This is a genomic window from Marivita sp. (genome assembly GCF_051251565.1).
In the GTDB taxonomy this organism is placed as follows: Bacteria; Pseudomonadota; Alphaproteobacteria; order Rhodobacterales; family Rhodobacteraceae; genus Marivita.
Window position 1 is genome coordinate 1 of the sequence record NZ_JBPOFB010000015.1, and the last position, 13,964, is coordinate 13,964.

Consider the following 13,964-nt stretch of genomic DNA (forward strand, 5'->3'; position numbering starts at 1 on the left):
TAACAGCGTCCCATTGTTCATACTCCATGCAATATCCTGTTTTGATACAGAATTTGCACTTCGTTGGTGAATCCACCGTGTCCGAACACCTGCGCCTCCTGATGCGCATTGTCGCTCGCTTCGAATTCAAGCGTGGAATGCTCGATTGAGAAACGTTCATGCAGCGCCGATTTGACGTTTTCTTTAATTTTGTCGGCCTCACCCATCCGGTCGCGTTCGACAACAATATGGCAGTCCAATGCCGCAGCGTTCTCCTGCATTTGCCACAGGTGGACATGATGCACGTCCACAACGCCATCGACACTCTGGATCGCTCTGACCACGTCATTTCCATCAATATCTGGTGGGCTCCCAAGCATCAGGGTTCGAATTGGGCCCCCTATTTCGGTGAAGGACAGATACAGGATGTAGAGCGCGATGCCGATGGTGATGGCCGGATCCACCCAACGCATATCATAAAGTATAATGAGCGTCCCGCCAACTATGACGGCCACTGAAGCCAACGCGTCCGAAAGGTTGTGGAGAAACAGCGCGCGGATGTTCACGCTCCCCTTCTGCATCGAATAGGTCAGCATTGCGGTCAGCGTGTCGACCACAAGCGCAATTCCACCGAGAATGACGACGGTCCACCCCATGACTTCGGGTGGATCAATCATGCGCATGCCACCTTCGTAGATCAGGTAGAAGCCGATCACGATCAGGGTGGTGTAGTTGATCAGGGCAGCGACGATTTCGACCCGGCCATAGCCGAAAGTCATGCGCTCATCGGCCGGGCGGCGCGCGATCTTGCGCGCGGCGAAGGCAATGACAAGCGAGGCCATATCGGAAAAGTTGTGCAGCGCATCGGCGATAAGTGCTAGACTGCCCGACAATATGCCCCCGACGATTTGCGCAACAGTAAGTAGCCCATTCGCCCAGATCGCGATCGCAACCCGTCGATCCCCAGAATTCGGATCGATATTCGCGTGCCCGTGATCATGCGACATTGGCAAGCTCCTCATGCGCGTGTGTCGCGCGTCGGTCAGTCTTCAGGCGGCCGCTGCGGAAACCACGTACGCGCGTATTCATCCAGTGGCGTATTATATGACGGTAAAGGGCACCACGCAGCCTTCCAAAGGATTGCTCATGGGACAAATAGAAGGCGTCGGGCGTATCGTACACGCCGAAATCTTGCACGATGCCGGTTTTCTGAATGTAGGTATCTTCTCCGTTCCAGGCGACGGGAGGCGCGCCAAGGCAATCCGTGCCCGCGCCATAACCGCAGAGACTGTCCGTGTCCGAGAACGATCTTTGCAGGACTTCGAAGAAAGCGTCATCCAGGATGAAGCCTTCAAGGTTGATCCAGGCCCCTTGAAATTCGATCTCTACCCACGAGTGGAGAATTTCCTCTGGAGCAAGCGGATACACCAACTCTGGGACAACACCGCGCTGCAAGCCTTTGTGGATCGTAAACCCATGCAACCGGCAACGAACGCCAACACCACGCAGCAGCGCCATTAAGAGCGTGCCTTTCGTATTGCACTGCCCGTAGCCGTCGGAAAGTACCTCGGATGCGGGGATGTCGTCAGCTCGATTGTATCCGAACGCAATTTCATTTCGAACGAAATCATAGGCAGCTCCGATCCGATCGTATTCGGATAAGTCGCGCCAGCTGCGGCTCTCTATTAGATGCGCAAGAGGCGCGGCATCAAAATCCAGTAGTTTGGTGGGTGCAAGTAGGGGGTTGGTTATCTGCAACGGAGTCGCTCCTCGAATCGTCTTGGAACAGACTAGTCTCTATAGTTACTGTAGCTTCAACCCCTTCTTTTAGAAACGATCTCTCGCAACTACTTGTCCGTGTGAACTGCTTTGTGGTGTTCACCGTGTGCGTCGCGTAGGATATTGACACCGCCCCAGGCCGCGATCCCGGCGATAATCACACCGACGACTAGGTCGGGCCAGTTCGTTCCCAGCCAGGCAACGAGGCCACCTGCGACTACGATTCCGAGGTTTGCCGCAAAGTCGTTCCAGCTGAAAGTATTGGCCGCGCGGATGTTGACGTCCGGATCTTTGAGCCGAGCGAGCAACCAGACACAAACTGAGTTGATGGCCGCCGCGATCAGCGCCATGACGATCATAACGGTGCCAAGGGGATCCGACCCACCGACATAGCGGCGCCAAGCATCATAAAGGATCCCGATGGCGAACACGATCAGCAGGCCGTCCGAGACATTCGCCGCGCCACGTTTCCATTTCGCAGACCGCGACAATGCAAACAGACTGATTGCGTAGACCAAGCTGTCTGAAAGGTTGTCGAGCCCGTTGGCGATCAGGGCACTGGAATCCCCGAAGGTCCCAGTTGCGAAAAAGGCCGCAGCAAGACTGATATTGAGACCGAGAACGATCCAAAGTCTGCGTCTTTCTGCTCGTTTTTCTGCCGCCATACTTCCCATTCCAATTTGTGAACTATGATCTTTCAACCTCTCTGGCAGATCAGGGTTCCGGATTGATTATTGATGGTCAGTTCCACGTACGACCGTCGGGAGCTTTCAGGCAGGCGCCCCAACCAATGCAGAGCATAGCCCTTTTTATGGGGCGATGAGATCGCGATTTGAGACGGTTTCAAGTTCAAACCATAAAGTTCAATTGGTTCGTGGCGCGGCCAGTATTATAGCTGCGCCGAGCAAGCAAACGGCTGTGCCAAGCGCATCCCACCTGTCCGGTCTGTGACCCTCTGCAAGCCACATCCACAGTACCGAAGCCGCAATGTAGACTCCGCCATAGGCGGCAAAGGCGCGGCCCGCAGCAACCGTTTCGACTTGCGCCAGAAGCCACCCGAATACCACCAAGGCTACAATACCGGGTACGAGCCAAGCCGCGGATGCGCCGAGGCGCCACCAGCTCCAGATCGCGAAACACCCGGCGATCTCGGCCAAGGCCGCAAGCGGGTATGCAAGCGCGGCAGGCATCTCAGGCGCCGATCTCGTCATGTTCGGTCAAACATTCGGAATGATCCCGCAACACCTCAAGCACCTTGCAATCGGCGGTACGTCCACCGCTGCATTCGTGAACCATGCGTTTCAGTTCGGTGCGCAGCGCCTTCAGACGGGCCATGCGCTGCTCCACCTGCTTTAGCTGGCGACGCGCAATCGCGTCGGCTTCTTCGCAGGGCCGATTGGGCTGGTCGCTGAGGTCGAGCAGCTCGCGGATCGCATCAAGCGAGAAGCCGAGTTGTCGCGAATGGCGGATGAAGGACAGTCGGTCGAGCTGTGCATTGTCATAGCGCCTCTGTCCGCCTTCAGTCCGGCCAGGTTCGGGCATGAGCCCGATCTGCTCGTAGTACCGAATGGTCTGCACCTTTGTGCCGGTCTTCTTTGACAGAGTGCCGATCGTGAGCATCTTCGCCTCCATGAAAAAGTTACAGTCTTTGTAGGTTTTGCCGCCCCAATAAACAAGTGCAGGATTCACAGACGCGTGAGTTTAAGCCACAACGTGATTTCGCGCTTGAACCTCTAGTAGCTAGAGGATGTAAACGCGACAATAATCAAGAATCAAAATCAGGCGCGCAGGATTGTCCCTTACATCGGCACAGAAATTTCTTTGGGTTTTGGCAGGCGCCGCGGCGCTTGCCTTCGTATGGCTTTTGCTCTGGTCGGACTATCGCGCTGACCGCGCCCGAACCGACACCGATCCGGCGTTTCTCGCCGCATTCGAATTGACGGACCACCAAGGTATGGTTCGCACGGAAGAAGACTTTTCGGGGCGTTGGATGTTGGTATTTTTCGGCTTCAGCAACTGCCCCGATGTCTGCCCGACGACACTGTCTGAGGTCGCGGCGGTGATGGACGGTCTGGGCGACAATGCCGCGAGGGTCCAGCCGATTTTCATAACCATCGACCCCGAACGGGACACGCCCATGGCACTCGCCGAATTCGTTCCGCTGTTCGATGCGAACATCATCGGGCTGACAGGTACGCCCGAACAGATCGCCGCTACATCCGAAACGTTTCCGATCTTCTTTGAACGCATCGAAGAGGCCACAGCGCCGGATGGCTACACAATGGGCCACACGTCACATCTGTTTCTATTCGACCCCGAGGCAGGCTTTGCAGACTCATGGCCCTATGGCACGTCCGCTGAAGAGATTCTCGCCGATCTGGAAGAGAGGATCTGACCGACATGAACCGCATACCCGCAGAAACCGCCCTCGGGCTGGCATGGATTGTTGCCCTCGTCGCCTCGCTTGCTGTACTTTTCATCGGCGAAGTGATGGGGCAGACACCCTGCGTGCTGTGCTGGTTCCAGCGCGCCTTCATGTTCCCGCTCGCGATCATTCTCGGCCTCGGCCTTTGGTGGCGAGACAGCAGCGTCGGGCGCTATGGCATCGCTCTGGCGCTTGGTGGTGGCGTGGTCGCCCTGTGGCACATGGGCCTCTACGCGGGCCTGATCCCCGAACGCATCCAGCCCTGCACGGCCACCGGCCCCTCTTGCACCGATGATAACCAATTGGTCTTCGGCATCCCGATCCCGCTGATGGCGCTGGCCGCCTTTGCGCTGATCGGGTTCCTGTCGGCCCTTTCATTGAAGGAAACACAAACATGAATCGACGCGGCTTAATCCTGTCCGTTCTCGCCCTCGGCGTTGCCGGTTTCGGCGGAGCCACCTGGTATGCATCCCGCTCCGGCCCGATGGCCGAAGCAGATCCCGTTGCTCCGGAACTCGCGGACGCAATGATCCGCCCCTACTCGCCCATCCTCGGACCTGCCGATGCGCCCGTCACGATTGTCGAATTCTTTGACCCCGCCTGCGAGGCTTGCCGCGCCTTCCATCCGATCGTGAAGGACATCATGGCACAGCATGGAGATGCCGTCCGCGTCGTTATCCGCTACACCGCGTTTCATGGCGAGGCATCCGAGGAAGCGATCCGCGTGCTCGAGGCAGCACGCATGCAAGGCGTTTACGAGCCGGTGCTCGAAGCCGTTCTGCAGGATCAGCCGAGATGGGCGTCGCACGGCGCGCCTGAGCCCGGTCTGGTCCTCCAGATCGCCGCCACTGCCGGACTCGATGCAGAGGCCGCGCGCACGCAAATGCTGGCACCGGATGTCGTTGCGATCCTGAATCAGGATCGTGCGGACGTCGAAACCGTGGGAGTTCGCCAGACTCCTACTTTCTTTGTAAACGGCAAGTCGCTCGATCCATTCGGGGAGGCAGAACTGCGTCGATTAGTGGCCGCGGAAGTTGCCGCCGTGCAAAGCTGAATGGAAAAGGCAGGACCAAAACGATGAAAAAGATTATTATGACGGGCACACTGGCCGCGCTCTTGACCTTTGGAGGGCTCTCAGTACCCGCACTGGCCGGACCCGTGGATGTCGTCGTCGAAAGCGCGTGGTCCCGCGCCTCCATAGGGATGAACCGCCCCGGGGCCGCCTACATGACGATCCGCAACACTGGCGACGAGCCGGTGACGCTGATTGGTCTTTCAACACCCCTCGCGATGATGCCCGAGATCCACGAGACGAAGACCAATGCCGAAGGTGTGAGTTCCATGAGCGCGGCAGGTGAGATCTCGATCGCCCCGGGCGAGAGCGTCGCGCTTGAGCCGGGCGGCCTCCACGCGATGTTGATGCGGCTACAACAACCCATGACGGAAGGGGAAACCTTTCCGCTGACCCTACTTTTTGTCGACGGGGGCGAGGTGACGGTCGAGGTGCCGATCCTTGGCATCGGCGCACGCGGACCGGAAGACTAATGCGACGAAGGACGATCGCAGGATACGGCGCGGCCGGTGCCGGTGCAATTGCCTTGACGCTCTTCGTCGGTTGGTGGCGGGTCGACGGACCCGGTGCGCCCGAACCTATCGGGCAGCGGCCTATGGCTCTGACCGAGATGGATTTCCGCCTGACTGACCATGAAGGCAACGAGGTCGGGCCGGAAACCCTGATCGGGCGACCGACGATGGCGTTCTTCGGTTTCACTTACTGCCCCGATGTCTGCCCGACCACGCTCTCGGACATTTCAGGTTGGCTCGACGATTTAGGAGACGAAGCCAAACAGCTGAACGTGGTTTTCATCACGGTCGATCCCGAGCGCGATACCGTCGAGGCGATGGCAGAATATGTCAGTTATTTCCACCCAGCGATCCGCGGCTGGACGGGACCGGAGGGGCAGATTGCGCGCATCGCGGACGGCTTCCGCGCTGCCTACGAGCGGGTGCCCAGGGAAGGCGGCGACTACACGATGAACCACACGGCCAGCGTCTTCCTGTTCGGTGCCGCTGGACGGTTCGTCACCATGATTGACTATCATGAACCGAGGGAATTCGCGGTACCGAAGATCCGCCGCGCGCTGGAAGAAGAAACGGAGGGGGCGACATGAGGCTCAGAACTTTTGCGGCAGGTGTCGCGCTTGCGGGGACCGTTTCGGGGGCGGCTATCGCCTTCTTCGATGTTCTGTCGAAAGAACCCGTGCCGCCAGAACTTGCCCAGGCAGGTAGCTGGATGCCCCAGCGTCTTGAAGCTCCCCGGAGCCTGGACATTCCGTTGTCGTTGCCAGCTACGGCGTGGGTGGAAGATACACCCGGCTTCGGCCCCTTGCCCCTGCTGCAGGCCGCTGTTGTTGACAGGCCGATGCAGGCGATCGAACCGCCCCTGTTGACTTGGTCTCGCGACATCTCTTCTGGTGAAACGCTCGACTCCTTGCTTTCCGAAGCCGGTCTTGCGGGAGCCGACCGGGCGGAAGTCGCCCTTGCACTTGGCGCGGAATACGATCTGCGACGGTTGCGGCCGGGGAATTCGGTCACTGTTGTTTCGACTATGGATGGCAGCCCCCGCACCGTCTCGCTCGCCGTCGAGGACGGGGTGCGGATCGAGGTACTTTTTGGCGAGCAGGTGTCCACGCAGGTCGTGGCGCCGGATCCGGAGATCGTAACCCTTGCTGGGGAGGCCGTGATCGACACCTCGATCTTCGCGGCACTCGACAATGCCGGCATCCCCGCCCGATTTGCCGTGGACCTTGCGCAAATGCTGGGTGGAACCGTGGATTTCCGCCGTGAGATGGCTGGAGGCGAGACACTAAGGCTTCTCTGGCGCGAGGCGCGCGTCGGCGATGACAGGATCGGACAGCCGGACCTCGCCTTCGCCGCACTGGAAATCGGCGATTCGCTTTACGAGATCGTTTGGCCGGACGACGGCAGCGGTCAGGCGACGATCTACGTCGATGGCGAGGTGCTTCGCGTCTTTGCACAGCCGGTCGAGGGCGCGCGCCTCAGCTCGGTGTTCGGGCGCCGCACACATCCGGTCTACGGAAACGTCCGGATGCACACCGGCGTCGATTTTGCCGCGGCAAGCGGGACGCCGGTACGGACGACGGCACCGGGCCGGGTCAGCTTCATCGGCTGGCGAGGCGGCTATGGACGCGTGGTTGAAATCTCTCACGGCTCCGAGACCATGACGCGCTACGCGCATCTCAGCGCCGTGCCGGAGGGCCTAACACAGGGCCAACGCGTGGCGGCGGGAGATGTGATCGGGCGCGTTGGCGCAACCGGCACAGCGACAGGTCCCAACCTGCACTACGAAGTCCTCGTAGATGGGCGTCCGACTGACCCTCTCTCTGACGACCGGCTCGCCGAAGCCGCAGAGAACGAGGTGGATGATACCGCCGCGCTGTTGCGTCTGACCGCGGCGCGCGCGCTTCTGACTGAAAACCTTGACAGCGAAATTGCCCAGACGACAACCGAAAGGCTCTGACCCATGAAACGCATGACCCAAGCTCTGACCATCGCGCTCGCCCTGTTCCCGGCGGCCCAGGCCCTCGCAGAGGCAACAGCGATAGACGTCCGCAAGACCAACGGATGCGGCTGCTGCCTGTCCTGGATGAACCATCTCGAGGAAAACGGATTCGCGCCGACGGGCGAGAACATGTTTGGCGGGTCGCTGGTTCGTTTCAAGCTCGACAACGGCGTGCCGCAGCGCATGGTCTCCTGCCATACCGCGCTCATAGAGGGCTACGTGATTGAAGGCCATGTCCCGGCCGCTGATATCCGCCGCCTTCTTGAGGAACGCCCGGACGCCGTCGGCCTCGCCGTTCCGGGAATGCCCTATGGCTCGCCCGGCATGGGGCCGGAAGAAAACCGTGAAGCTTATGATGTCTTCCTCATCCGCGAGGACGGGTCGACCGAAGTCTTTTCAAGCTACGCAGAAGGATAATCTGGCCCGCTTATGGAAAACCTGTCTCCGATAATGCTCGGCTTTCTCGGAAGCCTTGCCGCCGGATCGCTCACGGCAGTCGGAGCAATTCCCGTGCTGTTCGGGCGCATCCCTTCGCGGGCGACGCGCGATCTGTCGCTCGGCTTCGCTGCGGGCGTCATGCTCTCAGCCTCGTTCTTTTCTCTGATCATCCCGGCATTGGATGCGGCGGAGCCGATGTTCGAAAACGGCGCGATGCCTGCGGCCATCGTTTGCGTCTCGATCCTTTTGGGCATGGGGGCCGTTGCATTGATGAACGAAAGGCTGCCGCACGAGCATTTCCGAACGGGACGCGAAGGGCCCGAAGCGGCGTCCTTACGGCGGGTCTGGCTGTTCATCATCGCGATCACGATCCACAACTTCCCCGAAGGCCTCGCGGTCGGAGTTGGCTTCGGTTCCGGAGGTATGGAGGGCGGTCTGCCACTCGCTATCGGCATCGGGCTTCAGAATGCGCCTGAAGGGCTGGCCGTCGCGGTATCCCTGTTGGGCGAAGGATATCCGAAGCTGCGCGCATGGAGCATCGCCGCGCTAACGGGCATGGTCGAGCCGATTGGCGGTTTGCTCGGGGCGGGCATCATCACACTGTCGGAACCGCTGCTGCCATGGGGCTTGGCCTTTGCCGCAGGCGCCATGCTCTATGTCATCAGCCACGAAATCATCCCCGAAACCCATCGCAGCGGCCATCAGAACAAGGCAACGCTCGGCTTGGCCATCGGACTCGTTTTGATGCTTTTTCTCGATGTTTGGTTGGGGTGACGCAATGCCAGTGCATAAACTATCTCCGGTGATCGGCATTTTTGCGGCGCTTACCGCTTTCGTAATCGATCAGATCACAAAAGCCATTGTTGTGGCGAATGCGGCCTCTTTAAGCACCGGAATCTCCGTGTTTCCGGGTTTTAACCTTGTCTTTTATCGCAATGATGGCGTCACTTTCGGACTACTTGGCGGCGCACCATGGTGGAGCCTCATAGCTCTCGCTCTTGCCATCTGCGGCTGGCTGGGGGTTATGCTGTTTCGCGCCGGAAATGTGGTCGAAACGCTTGCCTATGGCGTGATTATTGGTGGGGCCTTGGGCAATGTCTTTGATCGTGTGCGGTATCGGGCTGTAACGGACTTCCTGGATTTCTACATCAACTCAACGCATTGGCCTGCCTTCAACATGGCCGATGTGTTTGTCGTCAGTGGCGTGGGGCTCTTGCTCGCCGCACCCTGGATCAGTGCGCGGCGTCCGATCAAGTCGTGAAGCCGGTAATTCTGAACTGCTTCGCTCTGCGCAAACGTCTGCTCTCGCGGATGACGCTTGGTTTCGCCGCCGGGGCGCTGACCGTTCTAACCTTCCCGCCTTTCTCGATTCTCCTGCTTGTTCCCGTTGCCTATTCTGCGTTGTTTGTCGGTCTTCGCGACCTCTCCTTCGGGCGTGCTTTTCTCGTCGGCTGGGCGTTTGGTCTCGGCCAGTTCGGTTTCGGGATTTCGTGGATCGCGGAAAGTTTCTACGTCGAGGCCGAGCGTTTCGGAGCGCTGGCGATCCCGGCCGTCGCGGGATTGTCCGCAGGTCTCGCGATTTTCCCGGCCATTGCCGCCGTGCTCTTCGTCGAAATCGCGCGGCGCGGAGCCATGGGCAGTCTCCTGGCCTGCCTCCTGTTCGCGACCTCATGGACCGCGGCCGAGTGGTTGCGCGGTCACGTTCTGACAGGTTTTCCGTGGAACCTCGCCGGCTACGCTCTTGTTGATTACGCCGCCCTTCGCCAGCCCGCCGCCTGGGTGGGAAGTTATGGGCTAAGCTTTCTCACCGTGTTCGTAGCGGCACTCCCCGGCGCGGCTCTCATGGCGGTCGGGCGACAACGATTGATCATCTCGCTCATGCCGCTGGCCGGCATCGTGACGATGTGGGCCATCGGCACGCTTCGCCTCCAGTCAAATGCACCACAGCCACCGGATGTCGACCTGCGCATCGTTCAGGGCAACGTACCCCAAGAGGAGAAATGGGCGCCCGAGAACCGCGAGGCGACCTTCGCGCGCTATATCGAGCTTTCAACCCAGCCCGGCGATTTCGACGTTCTTCTCTGGCCGGAAACTGCCTTTCCCGGTTTCCTCGATGAGGATGCCCAGGCGCGATCCCGTATCGCGGCTGCGCTTCCGGACGGCAGCGTGCTGCTCACCGGAGTGCCGGACCGTGTACCGAGTGAGGATGGCACCCGATATTTCAACACCGTCCAGGCTTTTGACGATAACAGTGAGATCCTGACCGGATACGCGAAACACCATCTCGTGCCCTTTGGCGAATACGTGCCATTCCGCGGCTGGTTGCCGATCGAGCGGCTGACGGCGGGGCTGGGCGATTTTACGCCCGGACCGGGCCTGCGAACGCTTGCGCTTCCGGGTATGCCGCTGGTCGCCGTGGCGATCTGCTATGAGATCATCTTCCCAGGCCATGTGGTCGACGACCTGTTCCGGCCTGACTGGATATTCAACGCGACGAACGATGCCTGGTTCGGCACAAGTATCGGACCCGAGCAGCATCTCGCATCCGCACGTATGCGCGCCGTCGAGGAAGGCCTTCCTGTCATCCGATCCGCCAATACGGGCATCTCTGCGGTCATCGACGCGAACGGAGAGATCGTTGCGCGGCTCGATACCGGGGAAAGGGGCATCATCGACGCTGATCTTCCCTCAGCGCAGCCGCCTACGCCATATGCGCTTTTTGGGGACTGGATGTTGCTGGCGCTCATCTTGGCTTCGTGGAGCTGGGCTCTGGCGGCCAATGCGACGGCTAACTACCGCCGCATGAGAAAGACCGTCATGCAAAGATGTGGATAGGCGTTCCGTCCTTCACCATTGCATAGATGTCCTCGATCTGCCGATCTGTGACTGCGATGCAGCCAGCTGTCCAGTCGCGGATGTCCGTCGGGTCGATGCCGGGGCGTGGACCACCATGGATGAAGATGTCGCCGCCGGGGGAAAGGCCCTGCGCTGCGGCAAAGGCGATGTCGGCCTCATTCGGATAAGAGATGCCAACTGAAAGATGATACGTACTTTCAGGGTTGCGCTTATCGACTATGTAGGTGCCCTCCGGGGTCCGACCGTCTCCCTCGAATTGCTTGTGACCCTGAGGAGCGAAGCCCAGCCCGATCGGATAGGTTTGCAGCACGCGATCGGATCCGTCGAGAACAAGCAAACGCTGTCCCTTGTAGAGCCGAAGTCGCGTCACTTCGGGTCCGTCATAGCTGCGGAACTTGCCGGCACAGCCCGACAAAAAGGCCGCTAAGCCACCCAACAGGACGGCGCGGCGGGGAAATCGGATGGTTTTCACTGCTCGATGCCTCTTTCGTGAGGTCTGATATGGAAATAATGTTACCTTGCAAATGCCGCGTGATCAATGTCCGTGGGCAAGCGCGGCCTTTGCGATCTGTGGCCCAACCTGCTCGCCACCGGACGGCGGTGCCTTGGCCTCTTGGCTGTTGAGCAGGCGCAGGGCGTTCGCCACCACCAGCAATGACACACCCACGTCGGCTGCAATAGCGCCCCACATCGATGCCATTCCGAACGCGGTAGCGACAACGAAAACTCCCTTGGTCGCCAAGGAAATACCGATGTTCTGATGGATAATCGACATTGTCCGGCGCGAATGACCGATCAGCCAAGGCACCTTGCCGAGGTCGTCGGTCATAAGGGCAATGTCCGCCGTCTCGATTGCCGCGTCAGAACCAACCGCACCCATCGCGATGGCATAATGCGCGCGCGCCATTGCGGGAGCATCGTTCACCCCGTCGCCGATCATGGCAACCATGTCATGAGTTTTGACCAGTTCTTCGATGGCTGTCACCTTGTCTTCGGGCAGAAGCTCAGCGCGCACCTCGTCGATACCGACCTCGGCGGCAACGGCGCGCGCTGTTCGTTCGTTGTCACCGGTCAGCATGACGATGGTCTTCACGCCCTGCGCGTGAAGTTGCGCCACGATGCCCTTGGCATCAGGGCGGATGCGATCGCGCAGTTCAAGAATGCCCGTCACACCGGTTTCATCGCCGACAGCGACAAGGGTGCTGCCGGCGCCTTCGATCCGCTCCCGCAGATCCTTCGGAATGGCGTCGCCGAAACCCTTCTCCTCGGCAAACCGGTCCGACCCCAGCCAGATCGACCGTCCGTCAGTGCGTCCTTCAAGTCCCCTGCCGGGAATGGTGCGGGTATCCTCTGCGGCGGACACCTTGACGCCGTCGGCCTCCGCCCGCGCGAGAATGGCACGCGCCAAAGGGTGCGACGAACGTGCCTCCAGTCCTGCGGCGAGGGTCATCAAATCTTGCGCTGAAGCCCCGCCCAGCGGGTGCACCGTCGCCACTTCCGGCTCGCCCATGGTGATTGTGCCGGTCTTGTCCATGGCCAGCGCCGTCGTCCTGCCCGGCGCCTCTACATAGGCACCGCCCTTGATGAGGACGCCCGCCCGTGCCGAAGCGGTGAGCGCTGCGACGATGGAGACAGGGGTCGAGATGACCAGAGCGCATGGGCAAGCGATCACCAGCAGCACGAGGGCATTGTAGAACCAGTAATCCCAGGCTCCGCCGAAGATGAGCGGCGGCAGTAGCGCAATTGCGACGGCGAGAGCCATGACGATAGGCGTGTAGATGCGGGCGAACTTTGCCACCCACTGTTCCACCGGCGCGCGGCGGGCATGGGCGTCGCCGACCATGCGGATGATCTTGGCCAAGACGGTATCCGAGGCGACCTTCGTGGCGCGCACCGTTAGTGTACCTTCGCCGTTGATCGTGCCCGCATAGACCTCGTCTCCGGCCTCTTTGGGTATCAAAGCACTTTCGCCGGTGATCGGCGCCTGGTCGACCGCGCCCGCGCCACCCGTCACCTCGCCGTCGAGCGGGATACGGTCGCCACCGCGTACAATAAAGCTTGAGCCTACGGCGACTTGCGCCGCGGGCATGTCGGTCTCGCTTCCGTCATCGCGGATCACGCGCGCCGTGGGTGGCGCAAGATCCAGGAGCGCTGACACCGCGTTCCGCGCGCGCCCAACGCTCCAGCTTTCGAGAAAGAGGGACAGCGAAAAGAAAAAAGCCACTGTCGCTGCCTCGAAGAATTCACCGAGCCCGATGGCTCCGGCGACTGCGACAACCATCAGCAGGTTCATGTCGGGCGACAGCCGACGTGCGGACGACCATGCCTTCGGTGCCACAAGCCAAACGCCGAATAGGATAGCAACTGCAAAAAGCCCGGCCTCGGCCAGCGGCATCGGCGCTTCGCCGTGCCCCGCGAAGAGGCCGAGCGCCCCGCCCATACCGGTCTCGACGATGTGCCAGAGAAAACCCGCCGCCCAGAAGCCGCCGCTGAGAGCCGTAAACAGCCGCTGTCGTGCAAGATGGGCCGCTTGGTCGACCGACGCGTTCTCGGCATTCCACGGCTTCGCGGTCATGCCGGTGCTCGCGACAAGTTCCGCAACTTCGTCGTCCGATACACTCTTTGCGCTGTCGAGAATGGTCATCCTCCCGTTGATCACATCGAACGCGAGATGCTCGGCCCCGCCGATCTGCGGGCCGATTACCTTATTCAAGATCGCGACCTCCTCGGCGCAATCGAGGCCAGACACCTGAAAACTGCGCCCGCCGGTTGGCGCGGGCGTCGTCGGTGCGATGTCGCCGCACTTTCCGGCGCTACCACAGCAACTGCCGCCGCTTGCCTGGGCGTCTTCGGCGTGATCGTGATCGTGGCGGTGGGTGTCGGACGGCATGAACGGACCTCTGG

Annotated in this window: 17 protein-coding genes; 10 read left to right on the forward strand and 7 right to left on the reverse strand. The window is 60.4% G+C overall.

Going from position 1 to position 13,964, the window contains the following annotated elements; translation table 11 throughout:
• Positions 1–17 precede the first annotated feature (17 nt).
• The 5 genes from ACSHXH_RS15445 to ACSHXH_RS15465 all read right to left on the reverse strand — a co-directional run bounded on the left by ACSHXH_RS15445 (position 18) and on the right by ACSHXH_RS15465 (position 3,378).
• Complete coding sequence (locus tag ACSHXH_RS15445) at positions 18–986, reverse strand: cation diffusion facilitator family transporter (protein WP_435672697.1); 969 nt, start codon at positions 984–986, stop codon at positions 18–20.
• Positions 976–1,731: a transglutaminase-like domain-containing protein gene (locus ACSHXH_RS15450; protein WP_435672744.1), complete on the reverse strand. Its 756-nt coding sequence runs from the start codon at positions 1,729–1,731 to the stop codon at positions 976–978. The genes ACSHXH_RS15445 and ACSHXH_RS15450 overlap by 11 nt, the downstream gene beginning before the upstream one ends.
• A 95-nt stretch (positions 1,732–1,826) precedes the next feature.
• Positions 1,827–2,423, reverse strand: a complete 597-nt coding sequence (locus tag ACSHXH_RS15455; protein ID WP_435672698.1) for a cation transporter — start codon at positions 2,421–2,423, stop codon at positions 1,827–1,829.
• Between the two features lie 198 nt (positions 2,424–2,621).
• A complete protein-coding gene (locus ACSHXH_RS15460; RefSeq protein ID WP_009807984.1) occupies positions 2,622–2,948 on the reverse strand; it encodes a YnfA family protein in 327 nt (108 codons plus the stop codon).
• A gap of 1 nt (position 2,949) precedes the next feature.
• On the reverse strand, positions 2,950–3,378 hold the full coding sequence (locus ACSHXH_RS15465) for a MerR family transcriptional regulator (protein ID WP_039965742.1): 429 nt from the start codon (positions 3,376–3,378) through the stop codon (positions 2,950–2,952).
• Between the two features lie 172 nt (positions 3,379–3,550).
• On the opposite strand from ACSHXH_RS15465, the gene ACSHXH_RS15470 reads away from it, so the two are divergent.
• The 10 genes from ACSHXH_RS15470 to lnt are packed head-to-tail and all read left to right on the forward strand — an operon-like array spanning position 3,551 to position 11,039.
• Complete coding sequence (locus tag ACSHXH_RS15470; protein WP_435672699.1) at positions 3,551–4,153, forward strand: SCO family protein; 603 nt, start codon at positions 3,551–3,553, stop codon at positions 4,151–4,153.
• 5 nt (positions 4,154–4,158) lie between these two features.
• A complete protein-coding gene (locus tag ACSHXH_RS15475) occupies positions 4,159–4,581 on the forward strand; it encodes a disulfide bond formation protein B (RefSeq protein WP_435672700.1) in 423 nt (140 codons plus the stop codon).
• Positions 4,578–5,237 (forward strand): DsbA family protein, encoded by a 660-nt coding sequence (locus ACSHXH_RS15480; protein ID WP_435672701.1) that lies wholly within the window; start codon positions 4,578–4,580, stop codon positions 5,235–5,237. Before ACSHXH_RS15475 ends, ACSHXH_RS15480 begins: the two co-directional genes overlap by 4 nt.
• A gap of 23 nt (positions 5,238–5,260) precedes the next feature.
• Positions 5,261–5,728, forward strand: coding sequence for a copper chaperone PCu(A)C (locus ACSHXH_RS15485; protein ID WP_435672702.1), 468 nt, complete (start codon positions 5,261–5,263; stop codon positions 5,726–5,728).
• Positions 5,728–6,354 (forward strand): SCO family protein, encoded by a 627-nt coding sequence (locus ACSHXH_RS15490; protein ID WP_435672703.1) that lies wholly within the window; start codon positions 5,728–5,730, stop codon positions 6,352–6,354. Before ACSHXH_RS15485 ends, ACSHXH_RS15490 begins: the two co-directional genes overlap by 1 nt.
• Positions 6,351–7,724 (forward strand): M23 family metallopeptidase, encoded by a 1,374-nt coding sequence (locus ACSHXH_RS15495; protein WP_435672704.1) that lies wholly within the window; start codon positions 6,351–6,353, stop codon positions 7,722–7,724. Before ACSHXH_RS15490 ends, ACSHXH_RS15495 begins: the two co-directional genes overlap by 4 nt.
• Before the next feature lie 3 nt (positions 7,725–7,727).
• Positions 7,728–8,183, forward strand: coding sequence for a DUF411 domain-containing protein (locus ACSHXH_RS15500; RefSeq protein WP_009807976.1), 456 nt, complete (start codon positions 7,728–7,730; stop codon positions 8,181–8,183).
• A 12-nt stretch (positions 8,184–8,195) separates the two neighbouring features.
• Positions 8,196–8,978: a ZIP family metal transporter gene (locus tag ACSHXH_RS15505; RefSeq protein ID WP_435672705.1), complete on the forward strand. Its 783-nt coding sequence runs from the start codon at positions 8,196–8,198 to the stop codon at positions 8,976–8,978.
• A gap of 28 nt (positions 8,979–9,006) precedes the next feature.
• The gene (gene lspA, locus ACSHXH_RS15510; protein ID WP_435672745.1) at positions 9,007–9,465 is read left to right on the forward strand and encodes a signal peptidase II; all 459 of its coding nucleotides are present in this window, start codon (positions 9,007–9,009) and stop codon (positions 9,463–9,465) included.
• A 50-nt stretch (positions 9,466–9,515) separates the two neighbouring features.
• Positions 9,516–11,039 carry an apolipoprotein N-acyltransferase gene (gene lnt, locus ACSHXH_RS15515; protein WP_435672706.1) on the forward strand — a complete coding sequence of 508 codons (1,524 nt, stop codon included), beginning with the start codon at positions 9,516–9,518 and terminating at the stop codon, positions 11,037–11,039.
• On the opposite strand, the gene ACSHXH_RS15520 is transcribed toward lnt, so the two are convergent.
• Positions 11,020–11,532, reverse strand: a complete 513-nt coding sequence (locus tag ACSHXH_RS15520; RefSeq protein WP_009807972.1) for a L,D-transpeptidase family protein — start codon at positions 11,530–11,532, stop codon at positions 11,020–11,022. The two genes, lnt and ACSHXH_RS15520, sit on opposite strands and share 20 nt — an antisense overlap.
• 63 nt (positions 11,533–11,595) lie before the next feature.
• Positions 11,596–13,950: a heavy metal translocating P-type ATPase gene (locus tag ACSHXH_RS15525; protein WP_435672707.1), complete on the reverse strand. Its 2,355-nt coding sequence runs from the start codon at positions 13,948–13,950 to the stop codon at positions 11,596–11,598.
• Between the last annotated feature and the right edge of the window lie 14 nt (positions 13,951–13,964).

What these genes read in the sequence shown, in the direction of transcription:
- ACSHXH_RS15445 (WP_435672697.1), bottom strand. Translation starts at nt 986, where the DNA reads ATGTCGCATGATCACGGGCACGCGAATATCGATCCGAATTCTGGGGAT.
- ACSHXH_RS15455 (WP_435672698.1), bottom strand. Translation starts at nt 2,423, where the DNA reads ATGGCGGCAGAAAAACGAGCAGAAAGACGCAGACTTTGGATCGTTCTC.
- ACSHXH_RS15460 (WP_009807984.1), bottom strand. Translation starts at nt 2,948, where the DNA reads ATGCCTGCCGCGCTTGCATACCCGCTTGCGGCCTTGGCCGAGATCGCC.
- ACSHXH_RS15465 (WP_039965742.1), bottom strand. Translation starts at nt 3,378, where the DNA reads ATGCTCACGATCGGCACTCTGTCAAAGAAGACCGGCACAAAGGTGCAG.
- ACSHXH_RS15475 (WP_435672700.1), top strand. Translation starts at nt 4,159, where the DNA reads ATGAACCGCATACCCGCAGAAACCGCCCTCGGGCTGGCATGGATTGTT.
- ACSHXH_RS15480 (WP_435672701.1), top strand. Translation starts at nt 4,578, where the DNA reads ATGAATCGACGCGGCTTAATCCTGTCCGTTCTCGCCCTCGGCGTTGCC.
- ACSHXH_RS15485 (WP_435672702.1), top strand. Translation starts at nt 5,261, where the DNA reads ATGAAAAAGATTATTATGACGGGCACACTGGCCGCGCTCTTGACCTTT.
- ACSHXH_RS15490 (WP_435672703.1), top strand. Translation starts at nt 5,728, where the DNA reads ATGCGACGAAGGACGATCGCAGGATACGGCGCGGCCGGTGCCGGTGCA.
- ACSHXH_RS15495 (WP_435672704.1), top strand. Translation starts at nt 6,351, where the DNA reads ATGAGGCTCAGAACTTTTGCGGCAGGTGTCGCGCTTGCGGGGACCGTT.
- ACSHXH_RS15500 (WP_009807976.1), top strand. Translation starts at nt 7,728, where the DNA reads ATGAAACGCATGACCCAAGCTCTGACCATCGCGCTCGCCCTGTTCCCG.
- ACSHXH_RS15505 (WP_435672705.1), top strand. Translation starts at nt 8,196, where the DNA reads ATGGAAAACCTGTCTCCGATAATGCTCGGCTTTCTCGGAAGCCTTGCC.
- lnt (WP_435672706.1), top strand. Translation starts at nt 9,516, where the DNA reads ATGACGCTTGGTTTCGCCGCCGGGGCGCTGACCGTTCTAACCTTCCCG.
- ACSHXH_RS15525 (WP_435672707.1), bottom strand. Translation starts at nt 13,950, where the DNA reads ATGCCGTCCGACACCCACCGCCACGATCACGATCACGCCGAAGACGCC.